This is a genomic window from Mycobacterium sp. NGS22 (genome assembly GCF_059813095.1).
Map to the genome: position 1 here is coordinate 1 of NZ_JCALDY010000008.1, position 17,983 is coordinate 17,983.

Consider the following 17,983-nt stretch of genomic DNA (forward strand, 5'->3'; position numbering starts at 1 on the left):
CCACGGCGGTGAGGGCGGCGCCGGCGGTGAGGCGTTCCTGGGCGGCGGCGGAGCCAACGGTAACGGCGGTGATGGTGGGGCCGGTGGCATCGGCGGCAACGGTGCTCTGGGCACCGCCGGCGGTGGTACCGGCCTCGGCGGTAACGGCGGCAACGCCGGCCGAGGCGGTGACGGCGGGGCCGGCGGCCACGCCGGTGGCGGGCCCTTCGCCCCGGCCGGCACCGACGGCGCCGGCGGCAACGGCGGTAACGGCGGTAACGGCGGTAACGGCGGCGTAGCAAGCGACGGCGACCGGGGTGGAGACGGTGGCAATGGCGGACGGGCTGGGCTCGGCGGCGCGGGTAGCACTGGCGGAGACGGCGGCAAGGGAGGCGCCGGTGGAGCCGGCGCCAATGGGGCTACGACTTCGTTTGGCAACGGCGGCGGCGGCGGCTGGGGAGGTCAAGGCGCCGACGGCGGCGACGGAGGCGCAGGAACGGTGCGCAACGGGAACGGCGGCGCGGGCGGCGACGGCGGCGAAGCCGGGAGCGGCGGGGACAGTAGTGGCTTTCCCTTCACCGACGGCGGCGCGGGTGGGATCGGCGGCTCCGGCGGCAATGGGGGCACCGGGGCATCGGGCGGTGACGGCGGCCGTGGCGGTGACGGCCGCCCCGGCGGCGGCGTTTTGGACGCGGGTGGTTCGGCCGGCGACGGCGGTCACGGTGGCTTCGGCGGCAACGGCGGTAATGGCACTTCCGGCAGGGGTGGATTCGGCGGTGATGGCGGTGTTGGGGGCGGAGGCGGCGATGGCTATGACTCGGACTTTCCGTTCTTAGACGCAAGCGGCAGCGGCGCCAACGGGGGCAACGGTGGCGCCGGCGGCTCCAGCTCCAACGGTGCAGTCACCGTCCCCGGCAACCCCGGGACTGCGGGCGGACCTGGGGAACCCCCGGACCACGGTCCTGGTGCAGGAGGCGACGGAGGCGAGGGGGGAGACCCCGGTCAGCTTCCGTAACGACGAGGCCAATGCACAAATCCGACGATCTGTTTCGGGCAAGAACCCAAAGGCCCAGTGACGCGCCGACCAGTCTTCGCGTTCTTCGCCTCCGTCGTCAGCATTGGTAAATTCGGCGGCGCCACCGACACCGTGCACCACTCTTCGCCCTAGGGATTATCACCAGCCTGGTCGTCAGGAGACCCCCAGGAACTGCCCCACTCACCCGCCCAACGGGCGCGATGCTATCCCTGCCCGGCAGGTCACGACGTGTTTTGCCATCACAAACATTCCGCAGCAGACCACACCGCCCAACTCCCAGCCGAGAACCTTTCGAGAGGCTCTCTACCGGCAGCAGTTCGGATCCAGGGCGGTGCATAGAGCTTGCAGCGCTTCGGGACGCACCCGATGAAACATGTTCATGCCACGACGATCCGAGGTCACCAACCCGGCTTTGCGCAGCTGGGTCAGATGGTGACTGACCGTCGATTCACTCAAATCCAGGCTGGCTGCTAATTCGCCGGAAATCTTTTCTCCCACCGGGGAACTGAACAGATACGACACGATCTTCACTCGCACCGGATCGGCCAGCGCCTTGAGCCGCAACGCCACCTGCAACGCATCGGCATCACTAATCGGGCCCGACGCGACCGGCGCACAACACACCGGTGAGGTCATATCGATCACCGGCAACGCTTTCGGCATCACACCATCCTGTCACTCTGTCTTGACATATATCAAAAAGGTAGACACAGTCGAACGGATCAGCAAGTTCGATATATGTCTCACAACTTAGAGGGTGGCTCCGATGTCTCGTGTTCAGCTCGCACTCAACGTCGATGACCTCGACGCGGCAATCACGTTCTACTCCAAGCTGTTCAACGCCGAGCCCGCCAAGATCAAACCGGGGTACGCCAACTTCGCGATCGCCGACCCGCCACTGAAGCTGGTCCTGTTGGAGAACCCCGGCCAGGGCGGCGCCCTGAATCACCTCGGGGTCGAGGTCGAGTCCAGTGACGTCGTGCACACCGAGATCGCCCGGCTAACCGACGTCGGCATGTTCACCGAGGAAGAGTTCGGCACCACCTGCTGCTTCGCCACCCAGGACAAGGTCTGGGTCACCGGGCCTGGCGCGGAGAAGTGGGAGATCTACACCGTGCTCGCCGACTCCGACACCTTCGGCATCAGCTCCCAACACCGTCGATAATCCGTTGGCGGGCTGCTACGGCACGGCGATCGCCGTCGCCCCGGGGGAAATGCTCGATGCGTTCGGATCGCCTACGACCGCAGGGAAGGTTTCAAGATGGCCCCTCGTGTCTGGACGATCGGTCATTCAACACGCGCGTTCGAGGACGTAATCGCCATGTTGCGCGGCACCGCGATCACCGTTCTGGTCGATGTGCGCTCCTACCCGGCGTCACGGAAGTTTCCGCAGTGGAACAAAGCGGCGATAATCGAGGAGATGCCGGCCGACATTGGCTACCGATGGATTCAGAAACTGGGTGGCCGGCGTCATACCCCGGCTGGTGTCGAAAGCCCGAACGGTGCGTGGCGAGTCAAGGCGTTCCGTGACTACGCCGATTACATGCAAACCACCGAGTTCGCCGATGGACTGGGCGAGCTGCTCGAGCTCAGCGACCAGCAACGTCCGGCGATCATGTGCAGCGAGGCGGTTCCTTGGCGCTGTCACCGCAGGCTGATCACCGATGCGCTGATCGTCGCTGGAGCCGAGGTCCGCCACATTATGTCCGCAACGACCACAACCCGAGCGACGTTGAGCGACTTCGCCCATGTCGATGACGGCCACCTCACCTACCCGCCCGCTGGCTGAGGACTAGGTGAGCATCGTCGATGATGTCCGGAAGACGTCCAAACCCTTCCTTTTGGCTCCGCACGGCCTACGGAGACATCGGCAATAGGGTCGGGGTCGGCCCCCTTCAGGTCGGCCGCGCAATGAGTCTGCTCGACGACACTGTGCCGTGGTGGCGTGTCGAAATCCGACCGGCCTGGTCGTGAAATCCAATCTGCGCGAACAGTTCTCGTTCGCCTTCTCCGACCAGCAAACCAATCGACGCAGCGCGCACATTCGGACCACTGTGGGGCACTTGTCATGTGACGCAGGACGTCTCGTGCCGTTGCCGTTGGAAGTGCGATACGAGCAACATGTAGCGATCTCCCGCGATTCAACGGGCGCGAGGCAGTGCGCAACAACCCGTCCAGCAGTATCTGTAGATGCAGCCAAAAATGACATTTTGCAGTCGATTTGGCGCTCCGGCGTGGATGAATGGCGGAGGCGTCGACGGACCACTGTCAGCCGTGCTGGTCCCGTCGCCCCCGAAGACGACACCCGCGCCATACACTTGTCGGGTGAACCTCAGCAAACTCATCGCCGGCGTAGCGATGGCCCCGGCGCGGGCCGGTGTCGCGGTGGCCGACGCCGGACTCGCCACTGCGACCATCGCGCTCGGGGCTGTGAAGCAATCCTTGGGCGGGGAAGCCCCGAAGACAGCAGACTCGATTACCGACGTATTTCCGCTGCGGGGCGCGATCGTGGGCGCCAATCGAGTTGCCGAATTCACCGAAAGCGACAGGGCGATGGGGCGCGCTCTGGCCCGCGGCGGGCCGGCGGACAAGCTGATGCGTGCGGGCGGAGTTGTCGACCTGTTGACCGCACCCGGCGGACTTCTCGATCGGGTATCCGTCGAAGGTAGCGCCCTGGAGCGGATCCTGGAGCCCGGTGGGCTCGCAGATCGGCTGCTCGCCAAGGACGGGCCGGTCGAGCGGATATTCGCAGAGGACGGCGTTATCGAGCGGATGTTCGCACAGGACGGTGTCATCGACAAGCTGCTGGCAAAGGATGGACCGCTCGAACAATTCACCGAAGCCGCTGAAATCCTGAGCCGGCTGGCGCCCGCGGTGGAGAGGTTGACACCCACGGCTGACACCCTGGAGTCTGCTGTCGACACCCTCAACAGGATGATCAACTCACTCAGTGGCATCGCAGACCGGATTCCGCGGCGACGGTCGCCGCGGTCGACGGTGCCCTCGAATCGAAATCTGGACCAAAACGCCGTCGAGGAGTGAGCCGATCGGCTCACTGGCTCACCACCGCTGAAGGTGAAGTTCGCGGGTGACCCGCCATCCGCTCTAGCCGACGGCGCTGCAACCGAAAGTTGTCACACCCCGTGGGCAGACTCCAAGCATGAGTCGACGCAACCGTGAGAAGCGGGCAGCCAAGCAGAAGAACCGGCGTCGGGGCGCAGCCGGACGAGAACGCGCTGGCTTTTCCCCGGGTCCGGACCGGGTGCTACTCCTTCAACGCCTCGTCTTGGCCTTGAGCCAGGCCGCTTCGTGTCCTGATGACCACGCGGCACGGCACGCCGCTGACATTCTCGCCGAGTACGGGACGTCCGAAAGTGACCTCGACATTGCGGCCGAGCTCGCCGTGCAAGAGGCGATCAGAGCGGCCTGGGAGCACGGCTGGTTGCCCTCGGACCTGCACGAGATCGCCCGACGCAAGTTGCAGTCAGCCGACGCCCGCTACCTCGACGAGGCCATCGTCGTTGAGTCCCAGCGGTACGCGGTCGCGACACTGCACCCGAAATGGCGGTCGGACCTCGCCGATATTGCAACCGTCGTCGGTCCCGTAGCGCAGGTACCGCAGATGGGGCGCTGGGCAACGGCGAACGGCGTCGACCGCCATGCAGCTTTGACCGCCGTCCTGGCAGTGTTGACTCTGCTCGGGAGACTTCCTGCCCTCGCGGTTCTGTTGCCGCCACCCGGTGCCTACAGACACATCCCATCGACAGTGAGCAACGTCGACGAGAAGACGCTCGCCAAGGTGCGCGCTTTGCTGGCCAAGGCCGAGGCCACGGGATTCCCCGACGAAGCGGAAGCCCTCTCAGCCAAGGCGCAAGAACTGATGAGCAGGCACTCGCTACATGAAGCGATCGCCGATCACGACCGTGGCCGGGCGCCGGTGGCGGGTGCTCGACGGATCTGGATCGAGAATCCCTACGCCGCTGCCAAGGCGGTGCTGGTGCACGCAGTATGCCAAGCCAACCGCTGTCGCGCAGTGTGGGTGGAGAATCTCGGACTGGCCACCGTCGTCGGTTCCGACACCGACCTCAACCTGGTCGAGCTACTCACCACATCGCTGTTGGTGCAAGCCAACCGAGCCATGCTCGCTGCTGGACGACGCAGCGGCGCCGACGGTCAGACCCGAACCCGGTCGTTTCGGCATTCGTTCCTCGTCGCCTACGCCCAGCGCATCGGCGAACGGCTCGACAGCACCAGCGCATCGGTCACCGAAGAGATCAAACAAGATCGTCGGCTGCTCCCCGTTCTGGCGGCCACCAGCCAAAAGGTCGAGGAGTTCACCGCCCGTCTGTTCCCATCGACGAGGCCGCATCCGGTGGCAGCGTCCAACGGCGCCGGCTGGGGCGCCGGGCGCGCGGCGGCGGATATGGCATTTGCTCGACGTGCGCGAATCGATAGCGGGCTAGCCAAACTAAGGCATGTCCGACAACGGCGTCGGTGTCGCTGGGGTTTCCTGGCCACTGGCCAGGCGAGGCTCGAGCGCACCTTCGCGGAACGAGGTCGCGCCGGGGAACGGTGTTCTGGGTCTAACCTTGACTTCACCGGCAGAGCACCGTTTCCTGCGGCAGCGTAAGACGTTTGGCTGCGTCACGATTTCGGTGTCGGATTTGATTGTGACGCAGCGGCTTTCGGCGTGAGGCCACGACGCGAAATCCCGCCAAGGCTGCCCCGGCAAAGCCCAGTGTTCACACCCAAAGCCAAGGGTTCGTCCGAATGCTCCAGCGGGGTCAGTCGTCTTCCTTCGTCAACTGCGGGATAAGTCCGCCGGCCAGGATGTATTCGACTTGTCGCGGCGAAAGCCGGTGACACACTTCAATTGTCGTGTCCTGCGTGACGTTCTTGACGGTAATGCGATCGGATCTGTCCAGCGCCTCGCGAAGGTCACTGAACGCCAAGGTGTCGTCCTGCTCGATGCTGTCGTAGTCGTCAGGATGGGCGAACTCCAACGCCAATACCCCGAAGTTGGCGAGGTTCTGCCAGTGGATGCGGGCGTACGACTTCGCGATGACGACCCGCAACCCGAGGTGGCGCAGCGCGATGGCCGCGTGCTCGCGCGAGGAACCCTGACCGTAGTTGTCGCCGCCGACGATGACGTGGCCGGTTTCCTCGGTCTCCTGGGCGCGGTCGGGGTAGGACTCGTCGACCTGGGTGAAGGCGAACGTCGCGAGCTTCGGGATGTTCGACCGAAACGGCAGTGCGCGGGCGCCAGCGGGAGAAATTTCGTCGGTGGAAATGTTGTCACCGACCTTCAACAGCACCGGGGCCTCGAATTCGTCGGGAATTGGCTCCAGGTCGGGCAGCCCAGAAATGTTGGGCCCCTTGACCGGATCGACCTCCGCCGCCTCGTCAGGGTCCAACGGCGGCACCAGCATCGCGGTGTTGACGCTGCTGTTCTCCGGGAGATTCAACGTCGGGTACTCCACGTCTTCGTCGCGAGCCCAGTCCCGCGGGTCGGTGATCACTCCGGTCAGCGCCGAAGCGGCGGCTGTCTCGGGCGAGCACAGCCACACTTTGTCTTCCTTGGTGCCCGACCGGCCCGGGAAATTGCGTGGCATGGTGCGCAGCGAGTTGTGTCCGGTCGCCGGCGCCTGACCCATTCCGATGCAGCCCATGCACCCCGCCTGGTGAATGCGGGCACCGGCCATCACCAGGGAGGTCGTCGCACCCATGGACATCAGGTCGGCCAGAATCTGGCGCGAGGTCGGGTTGATGTCGAAGCTGACCTCGGGTGAGGTCTGACGACCGTCGACCATCGCCGCGGCGATCGCGAAGTCACGAAGGCCGGGGTTGGCACTCGACCCGATCACCACCTGGCCGATCGGCTCGCCCGCTACTTCCCGTACCGGTACCACGTTGCCGGGCGACGATGGTTTGGCGATCAAGGGTTCGAGTTCGGAAAGATCGATGGTCTCGTCGACGTCGTAGTCCGCGCCGTCGTCCGCCAGTAGCTCGACCCAGTCATCCTCGCGGCCCTCGGCGCGCAGGAAGTCCCGGATGGCGTCGTCGCTGGGAAACACCGACGTGGTGGCGCCGAGTTCGGCACCCATATTGGCGATGACGTGTCGGTCCATCGCGGTAACACTGGCCAATCCCGGCCCGTAGTACTCGATGATGCGGTTCACCCCACCCTTGACGTCATGGCGGCGCAACATCTCCAGGATCACGTCTTTGGCCGAACACCATTGCGGCAGTTCGCCTTCCAGCCGCACGCCCCACACTTCGGGCATGCGTAGATGCAGCGGCTTGCCCGCGATGGCGACGGCCACCTCCAAACCGCCGACCCCGATCGCCAGCATGCCGAGCGAGCCCGCCGCCGGCGTGTGCGAATCCGAGCCGACCATCGTCTTGCCGGGAATGCCGAAGCGCTGCATGTGCGTCGGGTGCGACACCCCGTTGCCCGCCTTGGAGAACCACAAGCCGAAATGCTGCGCGGCGGTACGCAAGTACTCGTGGTCCTCGGCGTTCTTCTCGTCGGTCTGCAGCAAGTTGTGGTCGACGTATTGCACGCTGACCTCGGTTTGGGCGCGGTCCAGGTCGAGCGCTTCCAGTTCCTGCATCACCAGCGTGCCCGTCGCGTCCTCGGTCAGCGTCTGGTCGATCCGGATGGCGATCTCCTCACCCGGTTTCAGCTCACCTGAGACCAGATGCGAATCGATCAATTTCTCGGTCACGTTGGCCGTCATCGTTGGACTTTCTCTGCGATGCTGGGCACCCTGTCCGTGCCGCCATCAATGCAGTGCGTAACCCGGTTTGGCCCGCGCGAAACTTGCCGACAGCTGCATCGGAAACCCGGATTGTCGCATTCAGTCCGCGCGCGAACCCGATATTGTTGTGCCTAAGAACATTTGCGTCAGCAGACGCGCTACCGCCGGGTCAGCGGAAGCGCACGTCCAGCGTCGCCAACCCGAAGATCTTCCGCCCGCCCGATTTCGCGCCGACGATGACGACACCGGTGCGGGTTTCCGGGTTCAACGACTTGACCCGGCCGCTGAATTCGATGTCGGCGCCCTCGATGGCCGACACGATCGCGGGCGCCGACAGCCGCACCGCGTACCGGGTGACCGCTCCCGGGTCACCCGACCACGCTGAGGCGAATCCGGCACCCAGACCCATGGTCAGCATCCCGTGCGCGATCACGTCGGGCAGCCCGGCCAGCCTGGCGAGGTTCTCGTCCCAGTGGATCGGGTTGGCGTCACCGGCGACGCCGGAATAGTTCACCACGTCCCCGCGGGACAGATGGGCGGTCTGTAAGGGCAGCTCGTCGCCCACCTGCAGATCATCGAAGGACGGCGTCCCGGGGGTGCGGTCGCCTCCGTCGGCAATCCGGATCTCGCCGTCGGGACGCACGGTCTTCCGGTAGGACGCGTCGTCAGCCTCGTTCACCATCACCTTGACGTCGTGCATCATCGCGTTCTGCACGGCGGCCTTGACGGCGGGATCGACCTCCTCGGTCGTGACACCGACGACGGTGGTGTGCAGGGTGTGGACCCGCTCGCCGGAGAGGTCGGTGAAGGTGTTGGTCACCGTGATCAGTTCTCGGCCGGCGACTTTGCGCACGGCCGTCAGTTCGACATCGACGACGAGTTCGTCGCCGGCCACGATGGGGCGGTGCTGCTCGAAGACCTCTTCGGTCTGCACATAGGTGTCGTAGCCGACGACGACGGATTCGAACATGCGCCGGTTACAGGCCATGCCCGGCACCGACGTGAACGTCAGCGGGGCCACCAGGTCCGGATATCCCAACTCGGCGGCGGCAGCGACGTCCCAGTGTGCAGGGTGATAGTCCTGCACGGCACGGGCGTACTCGCGTACCTTCTCCCGGCCGACCAGGTAGGTGTTGTCCATCTGGTAGAAGTGGCCGACCCGTGATTCGATCGCCGACGCTTCTGCTGTGGTCATCAAATTCAACTTTTCTCTGAGGCAGACCCCAGCACACTAACGCGGGCACCTACCAGGCAGTGCACGGTGACACCCTTTGCCGCCCGCCGACCCGGTAAGTCTGTCCAGATCCCGGCGGATTCTGGCAATGAACCCACTGGTACAGATCCGTGCAGGTTCGGCACGGTGATCTGATGAGCGACTTCAACACTGGCCAGCTCGTCCAGTGGGCATTCCCGGACACGGAAATCTGTTCGGCCGCAATGGCCTTACTGCACGACGTCTCACCGCCGTATCTAGCCAATCATTGCGTGCGCAGCTACCTGTTCGCGCGAGAATTGGCCGCCGCTGACGGCGGCGCAGGTTACGACGAGGAACTGCTCTTCCTCGCCTGCATCCTGCACGACCTCGGTGTGACCGCCTACGGCGCGGGTGATCAGCGTTTCGAGGTCGAGGGAGCCGATGCCGCCGTGCGTTTCCTCCGCGAGCACGCGCTGCCCGACGACCGATTGGACACCGTGTGGCAAGCGATCGCGCTGCACACCAGTGTCGGTCTGGCGCATCGCTTCGGCCCCGTCCAGTCCTCCGCGCACCGCGGAATCTCGCTGGATATCGACGGCAGGGAAAGGCACCGTCTCTCAACCGGTTTCACCGATCGGGTGCTGGCCGGATGGCCCCGCCTCGATCTGGGTTATGCGATCGCCCGGGCCATCGCCGAGGACGTTCGGGCCAATCCGGGGAAAGCGCCCCCGTTCTCGTTCCCCGCGCACCTGCACGAGTCGATCAACAACGGACCGCGGATCGACTTTACCGATGTGGTGGCGGACTCAGGTTGGGCCGACCGAGCCGTCGCGAATACCGTCTGACGAAATTCTTCTTCGGCGGTGCGCGAACGGGGTATATAGAGCTATCCGATCGCTTCGCGCACGACGCCGTAGAGGAGCTCAGCAGATGGAGTCCGTAAAGGGAACCAACGTTCTGGTCACCGGGGCCGCGATGGGCCTCGGCAAACTCTTTGCCACCAATGCCGTCAAGGAAAGCGCCGCTTCGGTGGTCCTCTGGGACGCCAACGAGGCGGCGCTCAAAGAGACCGCGACCGAATTGGAAGCGGCCGGGGGCAAGGTCCACTACGACACCGTCGACGTCACCTCGCAGGATCGGGTGGCCGAGGCTGCCGAACGGGTCCGTACCGACGTCGGCGCGATCCATGTGCTGTTCAACAACGCGGGCATCGTGCGCGGCAACGGCTACTTCTGGGAGAACGAACCACGCGACTTCACGCTGACCATGGAAGTCAACTCCATCGGCCCCATGCGGGTGCTGCGGGAGTTCCTGCCGGCGATGATCGAGTCCAACATCCAATGTCGTGTCGTCAACATCGCATCGTCGGCGGGTCTGAACGCCATCCCCCGGATGGCCGCGTACTCGGCCTCCAAGTGGGCGGCGATCGGCTTCTCCGACTCGGTACGGCTCGAGCTGGAACAGGCCGGCCACGACCAGGTGAAGGTCACCACTGTCTGCCCGACCTACATCAACACCGGCATGTTCGACGGCGCGAAGGGCATCCTGTTCACGCCGATGCTCGAGCAGGAAGACGTCGTCGACCGCACCTGGGCCGCGATGCTCGCCGGTGACCCGTTCGTCGTGATGCCGTGGACGTCGAAGATGAACAAGGTCCTGACCGCGGTGCTGCCGATCCGGCTGCGGGACCTCTACCTACGCCGCGTCGGCGTCTACAACTCGATGGACGAATTCTCCGGGCACTAGCGGCTCGTCAGTCGCTGCTGTCCTCGCGCTTCATCCGGTCGCGAATCCCGCCGCCGACCGTGGTGCCTTCGGCCATCGGTTCGTGGATGGAACCGGAGTTGCGCGGCACCGGGTCGGCCTTCTCGATCTCCGACTTGGCGGTCTTGCCGGACATCCGCTCGGTGAGGCCCGGGAAGAGTTCGTGAGAGATGTTGGCGGCGTGCGCTTTCACCCCGACGGGTTGTTGTTCCTTCGGATCGGTGCAGGCTTTCACGATGGCTTCGACGACGATCTTCGGGTCGTCCATCGCCGCCATCCGCGGTGCGTGGCCGGTGTAGTTCGCCGCGTGCGTCCACCACGGTGTGTCCACCGCCCACGGCATGATGGTGGCGACCTTGATGTCGGTGTCACCGTTGAGTCGCAATTCCTCGGTCAACGAACGTCCGAGGCTCAGCACCGCCGCCTTGGTGGCGGCGTACGTGTTTTGGTAGGCCAACGGAACTTCGCTGTCCACCGAACCGATGTTGATCAAGGTGCCCTTGCCCTGTGCGCGAAACTGAAGCAACGCGGCGTGGGTCCCATAGATCAGACCCTTGAGGTTCACGTCGACGAGGCGGGCGTGGTCTTCGATGGGGATGTCCCAGAACAATCCGAGCGCCCCGACGCCGACGTTGTTGATCCAGACGTCGAAGCCACCGAACCGTTCCAGCGTCACAGCGGCGAGTTTGGCTATGTCACCGGCTTCGCTGACGTCGGTCGGAACCGCGACGGCCGTCCCACCGGCCGCCTCGATCTCGGCGGCGAGCTCGTCGAGGACATGCTGACGGCGTGCTGCCACAACGACTTTCGCGCCCCGCCGGGCCAGCTCCAAAGCCGTGCCGCGACCGAAACCACTGGACGCCCCGGTGATCACCACGGTGCTGCCTGCGACAGAAGGAGATTCGCTCATCCGTCCCGCATACCCACAACCGGCGGGTCTATGCCGGACTACAGAAGGGCGAGGGGTTGACAACATACAACCGATTGGTTGTATGTTTGGACTCGTGACCGTGGACATCGAGGACAGGGCTGACGCCTTGTTCCACGCGCTCGCCGACCGGACCCGGCGCGACATCATGCGCCGGGTACTGACCGGGGAGCACTCGGTTTCTGCGCTCGCGGTGAATTACGAGATGAGCTTCGCCGCGGTCCAAAAACACGTCGCCGTGCTGGAGAGGGCCGGCCTGCTCACCAAGCGACGCACCGGTCGCGAGCAGCTGGCCAGCGGTGACGTGACAGCGGTGCGGTCGGTGGCCTCGATGCTCACCGAGCTGGAACAGATCTGGCGGCATCGCGTCGCGAGTATCGACGAACTCATCTCATCGGACCCGAAGGAGGACTGAACCATGCCCGTGACCGACGTCCAACAAGACCTCGACAACTTGACCCTGACCATCACCGCCGACTTCGCGGCCCCGGTGCAGCGGATCTGGCAGATCTACGCCGACCCGCGTCAACTGGAGAAAGTGTGGGGGCCGCCGACCTATCCGGCGACTGTGGTCGATCACGACCTCACGCCCGGTGGTCGCGTCACGTATTACATGACCGGGCCGGAGGGCGACAAGCACGCCGGGTACTGGGAGGTCACGGCGGTCGACGAGCCGACCAGCTTCTCCTTCGTCGACGGCTTCGCCGACTCGGACCTCAACCCCAACCCCGAGCTGCCGGTCTCCCGCAACGTCTACACCTTCACCGAGCACAACGGCGGCACCCGCGCGGTATTCGTCAGCACGTACGCATCCGCCGAGGCGCTTCAGCAGGTGCTGGACATGGGCGTGGTCGAGGGCGCGTCGGCGGCGATCAACCAGATCGACGACCTGCTCGCCGCCTGACCTAGGACTGTGCCGCGGCGACGTGCTTGTTGGGCACGCAGTGCGTCATCGTCAGCCCTGCGACGTCGCGCGGTCCGTTCTTGCCGAGGTTGGCCCGACGCTGCTCTTCGTCCTCCGACAGCGTCTGGGACCTCAACGGCTCCAGATGCCGCACGTCGTCCGGGGTGATGCCCAGCCCCTCGCCGACCCGGGTGCCGAGCTCGTCGTCGCACATCAGGAAGTGCCAGACCATGCGCTCCTGGACCTCGCGCACCGCCTCGGAGATGCCGTCGACCAGGTTGAGCACCAGGTCGTCCTTCTCCCACTGCTCCATCAGCTGATAACGCTGTCCGGCCTGGGTGTAGTCGTCGGTCCGCGGAATCCGCTTCTTGGTCAACCGCCCGCGGATCTCGGGACCGACCTCGTCCGGTAGGGGGCTGGTGGCCTCCCGCAGGCCGCCGGTGATGGACGGCTCGTAGTTGACGTGCGGATTGGCGCCGTTGTTGTCGACGCCGTACTGCATCTGTCCGCCCTGCTGATTGGTCGCCACCTTGGCGTGCTTGGGCTGGTTCACCGGCAGTTGCAGATAGTTCGCACCCACCCGGTAACGCTGGGTGTCGGAATAGGAGAACGTCCGCCCGACCAGCATCTTGTCGTCGGAAAACTCCAGCCCGTCGACCAGCACCCCGGTGCCGAAAGCGGACTGTTCGTTTTCGTTGAAGAAGTTGGAGACATTGCGGTTGAGCACCATCGTGCCGACCAGCTTCGGTGGGAATTCGTTCTCGGGCCACACTTTGGTGTCGTCGAGCGGGTCGAAGTCCAACTCGGGGTGGTCGTCATCGCTCATGATCTGCACGAGCAGCTGCCATTCCGGGAAGTCGCCGTTCTCGATGGCCTCGTAGAGATCTCGGCTGGCGTGGCCGAGGTCCTGGCCCTGGATGGCCGCGGCGTCCGCCTCGGTCAGACTCTGCACGCCGATCTTGGGCATCCAGTGGTACTTCACCAGGCGCGACTCCCCGTCAGCGTTGACCCACCGGTAGGTGTTGACGCCGAAGCCCTGCATGGTGCGGTAGTTGGCCGGGATGCCGCGGGGAGAGAACAGGTTGACCAGCATGTGCATCGACTCCGGGGTCTGGGACATGAAGTCGAAGATGCGGGCGGGCTCCTGTCGGAAGGTGACCGGATCCGGCTTGAGCGCATGGATGACGTCGGGGAACTTCACCGCGTCGCGGATGAAGAAGACGCCGAGGTTGTTGCCCACCAGATCCCAGTTGCCGTCTTCGGTGTAGAACTTGACCGCGAACCCGCGGGGGTCGCGCGCCGCCTCCGACGAGTCGCGGCCCCCGATGACGGTGGAGAACCGGATGGCCAGGTCGGTGCGCTTGCCCGGTTCGGCGAATAGCTTGGCCCTGGTGTAGTTCGCGATCGGCTCGTCGCCCCACTTTCCGGTCGCTTCGAAGTAGCCGTAGGCGACGAAGCCTCGAGCGTGCACCACCCGCTCCGGTATGCGTTCGCGGTCGAAGTGGCTGATCTTCTCCAGGTAGTGGTAATTCTCCAGGGTGGCCGGCCCGCGGGCACCGATGGTGCGCTGGTTCTGATTGTCGTAGATCGGGTGGCCTTGCCGGTCGGTGAGGATGTCCCGGGTGTCGTCGGGATCGGGCGGCAAAGCGGCAACGTCGGTCATGCGCTACTCCTGGTTGTTCGCGGCTCGGCACGGCTTACCCCTGGCTGTCGTGCTGAAACTCAGAACATCGCCAGGCGGTTCGCGCGGGCTCCGTGCCACCCAACCTACGCCGACCCGCGCCGCGATGGTCGTACCCGACCTCGGCGATGTGAGGGGCACGGCTGCTAGAACCTCGATTCGCTGGCGATTATCACGGTTCGGCACTATTTTGCTTTCGTGATGTTCTCAGCTGCTGGTGCAGTCGCGCGATCGATCGTCCCTTGCCTGGCCGTGGCGGCCGTTGCCGCGGGAGCTTTCACGGCTACCCCGAGCGGTTCCGCCCCAGCGATGCGTCTGGTCGACGCGGGCAACCCGTTGGCCGGGCAGCCCTTCTATGTCGACCCGGGTTCGGCGGCGATGAACGCCGCGCGCGGGGCCAATCCACCCAGCGCCCAGCTGACCGCCATCGCCAACACCCCCCAGTCGTACTGGCTCGACCAGGCGTTTCCGGCCGGCTCCGTCGGCGGCCGGGTCGCCAGTTACGTCGGTGCGGCGCAGGCCGCCGGGAGCATGCCGATCATCACCCTGTACGGAATCCCGCACCGCGACTGCGGCAGCTACGCCTCCGGCGGCTTCTCCTCGGGAGCGGACTACAGCGCGTGGATCGACTCGATCTCCTCTGGCCTCGGCGCCTCGCCGGTGGCGATCATCGTCGAACCCGACGCGCTCGCCATGGCGGACTGCCTGTCCGGTGACCAGCGCCAAGAGCGCTACAACCTGGTCCGTTACGCCGTCGACACGCTGACCCGTGATCCGAACGCCGCCGTGTACGTCGACGGCGGGCACTCGCGCTGGGTGAGCGCGGAGGAAATGGCCAACCGGCTCAACGCCGCGGGCGTCGGCCACGCGCGCGGCTTCAGCCTGAACGTGTCCAACTTCTTCACCACCGATGAAGAAACCGGCTACGGCGAAGCCATTTCCGGGATGACGGGCGGCGCGCACTACGTGATCGACACCGGACGCAACGGTGCCGGACCCGCACCCGACTCCGCGCTGAGCTGGTGCAACCCCAGTGGCCGGGCGCTGGGCACCCCGCCCACCACGGCCACCGCCGGCGGGCACGCCGATGCTTATCTCTGGATCAAGCGGCCGGGAGAGTCCGACGGATCCTGCAACGGCGGGCCGTCGGCCGGACGTTTCGTGAGTTCCTACGCCATCGAGCTGGGTCAAAACGCCGGCCAGTAAGCAGACAGTGTTGACACCGCCCGACGTCGACCTCACCGACGGGCGGTTCTATTCGAGCGGCGAGGCGCACGCGGCCTACCGCTGGATGCGCACCCACCGGCCGGTCTTCCGGGATCGCAACGGGCTCGCCGCCGCCGCCAGCTACCGGGCTGTGATCGATGCGGAACGAGATCCGGGCCTGTTCTCCAATGCCGGCGGCATCCGGCCCGCCACTCCGCCGCTGCTGCACATGATCGACATGGACGACCCCGCCCATTTGCTGCGACGCAAACTCGTCAACACCGGCTTCACCCGCAAACGTGTTGCTGCACATGCAGATTCGATTCGTTCGCTGTGTGAGGCGCTGGTCGACGCGGTCTGCGAACGAGGTGAGTGCGATTTCGTGGCCGACATCGCCGCGCCGCTGCCGATGGCGGTGATCGGCGACATGCTCGGTGTACTGCCCGAGGAGCGCGACATGTTCCTGGCGTGGTCCGACGACATGGTCGTCGCGCTGAGCTCCACGGCTTCCCCCGAACTGCTGACACGATCGATGGCGTCCCTGGGCGCCTACAACCAGCACATGCAGGACCTGATCGGGCAGCGCCGCAGAAATCCCGGCGACGATTTGGTCAGTGTTCTGGTGGCAGCCGAGATCGATGGGCGCCGGCTGTCCGACGACGAGATCACCGCTGAGACCCTGCTCATTCTCATCGGGGGTGACGAGACCACCCGGCACACCCTGTCCGGTGGGGTCGCCGCCCTGATCCAGCGGCCCGAGCAGTGGGCGGCGCTGCGTGCCGAGCCGGATCTGCTCGGCTCGGCGATCGAGGAGATGCTGCGCTGGACGTCACCGGTGAAGAACATGTGCCGAACCTTGACCGCCGACAACGTCTTTCACGGCACCGATCTTCATGCCGGGGAGAAGATCATGCTGCTGTTCGAGTCGGCCAACTTCGACGAGGCGGTGTTCACCGATTCCGAGGAGTTCGACATCCGCCGAAACCCCAACAACCACTTGGCATTCGGCTTCGGGACCCACTTCTGTCTGGGTAACCAGCTCGCCCGGCTGGAACTGTCCACCATGGTGGGCACGGTGTTGCGGCGGATGCCGGACTTGACCCTGGCCGACGGCGCCGAGCTGCCGCTGCGCCCGGCCAACTTCGTCAGCGGCCTGGAATCGATGCCGGTCGTCTTCTCGCCGACTGCGTGAATCACGCCTCACTCGTCGCCGAGCACGGTGCGGCGGGCGTCACGATGGAAGCTGTCGCCGCGGCCGCCGGCACCAGCAAGCCGGTGCTCTACCGCCGCTGGCCGGACGGTCGGGCGCTGGTGCGCGACACCCTGCTGCGCATCGCCGTCACCGCGATCCCGCACGAGGACACCGGCAGTTACCGGCAGGACATGCTGGCGATCCTGCGCGGGTGGGCACAGCTGTTCACCGGTCCGCGTGCCGGCGTCATCCGGGCCGCGATCGGTGCGACGACACACGATGCCGAACTCGCCGAGGCCTTCCGCACCGACGTGATCGGCTGGCGCAAGAAGGAGATGAGCGAGCTGTTGGCCCGCGGGATCGCCCGCGGCGACGTGCGCGCCGACGTGCCCGTCGAGATTGCCCGCGAGCTCGGTCAGAGCGTGCTGTGGCACCGTCTGCTGGTGACCGGGGACCCGATCGACGACGAGTTGATCGTCCGCCTCGTCGACGATGTGCTGGTTCCGTTCGTCTCACCGCAAGCTACGTCGAAAGGCAATTCATGACATCGTTCGAAAACAAGATCGTGTTGGTGACCGGCGCGTCGTCCGGGTTGGGTGCGGAAACGGCGCGGCTCTTCTCCCGGCGCGGCGCAAAGGTTTTCGGCATTGCGCGTGACGAAGACCGGCTCAGCGAGGTGTTCGCCGACGCAGGCGCGTACGCCGTCGTCGACGTGACCGAACCGCAGGCCTGCCGCGGGGCCGTCGAACAATGCGTCGCGGAATTCGGCGGACTCGACGTGCTGGTCAACGTCGCCGGCCGGCACCAGATGCGCCGCACCGAGTCGATGAGCGACGACGACTGGGCCCAAGACCTCGCGGTCAACCTGAACGGCCCGTTCTACCTGTGCCGGGCCGCGCTGCCACACCTGCTGGCCCGCGGCGGCAATATCGTCAACGTGGCCTCCATAGCCGGCGTCGAAGGCCAGGCCTATTCCGCCGGTTACTGCTCGGCCAAACACGGATTGATCGGTCTGACCCGGGCGCTGGCCGTCGAGTACACCGCGGATCGGTTGCGCGTCAAGGCCGTATGCCCCGGCGGCATGATGACCCCGCAGATCGAGCGATTCAGTGCGCCCGAGGACCCGAACTACGACCTGATCATGCGTTCGGCCGCGCCCCGCGGGATGATGCAGCCCGATGACGTCGCCCGCGTGATCGCCTTCCTCGCCAGCGACGACGCCGCGGCCGTCCACGGCGCGGTCTATCGAGTCGACAACGGCAAGGGTGCCGGCTGATCCGCGAGCTGGGCTAGACTCGCGCCGACAATTCGCTTGCGACGACGCTAGGCCGGTAACC

Annotated in this window: 17 protein-coding genes and 1 pseudogene; 13 read left to right on the forward strand and 5 right to left on the reverse strand. The window is 65.5% G+C overall.

Features of this window, described 5'->3' with window-relative positions:
• A pseudogene (locus tag AC5Y47_RS09460) lies at positions 1-994 on the forward strand (hypothetical protein); the annotation flags it as partial.
• Positions 995-1,318: 324 nt separating this feature from the next.
• On the opposite strand, the gene AC5Y47_RS09465 reads toward AC5Y47_RS09460, so the two are convergent.
• Entirely contained in the window at positions 1,319-1,678 is a 360-nt protein-coding gene (locus AC5Y47_RS09465) for an Rv2640c family ArsR-like transcriptional regulator (protein WP_499943689.1), read from the reverse strand.
• Between the two features lie 103 nt (positions 1,679-1,781).
• Between AC5Y47_RS09465 and AC5Y47_RS09470 the strand changes: the two genes are divergently transcribed.
• The 4 genes from AC5Y47_RS09470 to AC5Y47_RS09485 all read left to right on the forward strand — a co-directional run bounded on the left by AC5Y47_RS09470 (position 1,782) and on the right by AC5Y47_RS09485 (position 5,645).
• Positions 1,782-2,180: an ArsI/CadI family heavy metal resistance metalloenzyme gene (locus tag AC5Y47_RS09470; RefSeq protein ID WP_499943690.1), complete on the forward strand. Its 399-nt coding sequence runs from the start codon at positions 1,782-1,784 to the stop codon at positions 2,178-2,180.
• Between the two features lie 96 nt (positions 2,181-2,276).
• The gene (locus AC5Y47_RS09475; protein WP_499943691.1) at positions 2,277-2,804 is read left to right on the forward strand and encodes a DUF488 domain-containing protein; all 528 of its coding nucleotides are present in this window, start codon (positions 2,277-2,279) and stop codon (positions 2,802-2,804) included.
• Positions 2,805-3,340: 536 nt separating this feature from the next.
• Positions 3,341-4,057, forward strand: coding sequence for a hypothetical protein (locus AC5Y47_RS09480; RefSeq protein WP_499943693.1), 717 nt, complete (start codon positions 3,341-3,343; stop codon positions 4,055-4,057).
• A 118-nt stretch (positions 4,058-4,175) separates the two neighbouring features.
• Positions 4,176-5,645, forward strand: coding sequence for a DUF2786 domain-containing protein (locus AC5Y47_RS09485; protein WP_499943695.1), 1,470 nt, complete (start codon positions 4,176-4,178; stop codon positions 5,643-5,645).
• Positions 5,646-5,799: 154 nt separating this feature from the next.
• On the opposite strand, the gene AC5Y47_RS09490 is transcribed toward AC5Y47_RS09485, so the two are convergent.
• Positions 5,800-7,755: an aconitate hydratase gene (locus AC5Y47_RS09490; RefSeq protein WP_499943696.1), complete on the reverse strand. Its 1,956-nt coding sequence runs from the start codon at positions 7,753-7,755 to the stop codon at positions 5,800-5,802.
• A gap of 190 nt (positions 7,756-7,945) precedes the next feature.
• Entirely contained in the window at positions 7,946-8,971 is a 1,026-nt protein-coding gene (locus tag AC5Y47_RS09495) for a fused (3R)-hydroxyacyl-ACP dehydratase subunits HadA/HadB (protein WP_499943697.1), read from the reverse strand.
• Between the two features lie 173 nt (positions 8,972-9,144).
• Between AC5Y47_RS09495 and AC5Y47_RS09500 the strand changes: the two genes are divergently transcribed.
• Both AC5Y47_RS09500 and AC5Y47_RS09505 read left to right on the forward strand, forming a co-directional pair.
• Positions 9,145-9,816, forward strand: a complete 672-nt coding sequence (locus AC5Y47_RS09500; RefSeq protein WP_499943698.1) for an HD domain-containing protein — start codon at positions 9,145-9,147, stop codon at positions 9,814-9,816.
• 85 nt (positions 9,817-9,901) lie between these two features.
• On the forward strand, positions 9,902-10,717 hold the full coding sequence (locus tag AC5Y47_RS09505; RefSeq protein ID WP_499943699.1) for an SDR family oxidoreductase: 816 nt from the start codon (positions 9,902-9,904) through the stop codon (positions 10,715-10,717).
• A gap of 7 nt (positions 10,718-10,724) precedes the next feature.
• Here AC5Y47_RS09505 and AC5Y47_RS09510 read toward each other — a convergent pair whose 3' ends face one another.
• A complete protein-coding gene (locus AC5Y47_RS09510; RefSeq protein ID WP_499943700.1) occupies positions 10,725-11,645 on the reverse strand; it encodes an SDR family NAD(P)-dependent oxidoreductase in 921 nt (306 codons plus the stop codon).
• Positions 11,646-11,739: 94 nt separating this feature from the next.
• Here AC5Y47_RS09510 and AC5Y47_RS09515 point away from each other — a divergent pair, with 94 nt between their 5' ends.
• Complete coding sequence (locus AC5Y47_RS09515) at positions 11,740-12,078, forward strand: ArsR/SmtB family transcription factor (protein WP_499943701.1); 339 nt, start codon at positions 11,740-11,742, stop codon at positions 12,076-12,078.
• A 3-nt stretch (positions 12,079-12,081) separates the two neighbouring features.
• The gene (locus AC5Y47_RS09520) at positions 12,082-12,567 is read left to right on the forward strand and encodes an SRPBCC family protein (RefSeq protein ID WP_499943702.1); all 486 of its coding nucleotides are present in this window, start codon (positions 12,082-12,084) and stop codon (positions 12,565-12,567) included.
• A gap of 1 nt (position 12,568) precedes the next feature.
• Here AC5Y47_RS09520 and AC5Y47_RS09525 read toward each other — a convergent pair whose 3' ends face one another.
• Positions 12,569-14,230 carry a catalase gene (locus tag AC5Y47_RS09525; RefSeq protein ID WP_499943703.1) on the reverse strand — a complete coding sequence of 554 codons (1,662 nt, stop codon included), beginning with the start codon at positions 14,228-14,230 and terminating at the stop codon, positions 12,569-12,571.
• 219 nt (positions 14,231-14,449) lie between these two features.
• Between AC5Y47_RS09525 and AC5Y47_RS09530 the strand changes: the two genes are divergently transcribed.
• From AC5Y47_RS09530 to AC5Y47_RS09545, 4 genes are read left to right on the forward strand one after another with little or no spacing between them, the layout of a single operon-like run.
• Entirely contained in the window at positions 14,450-15,454 is a 1,005-nt protein-coding gene (locus AC5Y47_RS09530; RefSeq protein WP_499943704.1) for a glycoside hydrolase family 6 protein, read from the forward strand.
• A 7-nt stretch (positions 15,455-15,461) separates the two neighbouring features.
• Positions 15,462-16,646 carry a cytochrome P450 gene (locus AC5Y47_RS09535; protein WP_499943705.1) on the forward strand — a complete coding sequence of 395 codons (1,185 nt, stop codon included), beginning with the start codon at positions 15,462-15,464 and terminating at the stop codon, positions 16,644-16,646.
• Entirely contained in the window at positions 16,643-17,191 is a 549-nt protein-coding gene (locus AC5Y47_RS09540) for a TetR/AcrR family transcriptional regulator (RefSeq protein WP_499943706.1), read from the forward strand. Before AC5Y47_RS09535 ends, AC5Y47_RS09540 begins: the two co-directional genes overlap by 4 nt.
• Complete coding sequence (locus AC5Y47_RS09545; RefSeq protein ID WP_499943707.1) at positions 17,188-17,922, forward strand: SDR family NAD(P)-dependent oxidoreductase; 735 nt, start codon at positions 17,188-17,190, stop codon at positions 17,920-17,922. The genes AC5Y47_RS09540 and AC5Y47_RS09545 overlap by 4 nt, the downstream gene beginning before the upstream one ends.
• Positions 17,923-17,983: the final 61 nt, after the last annotated feature.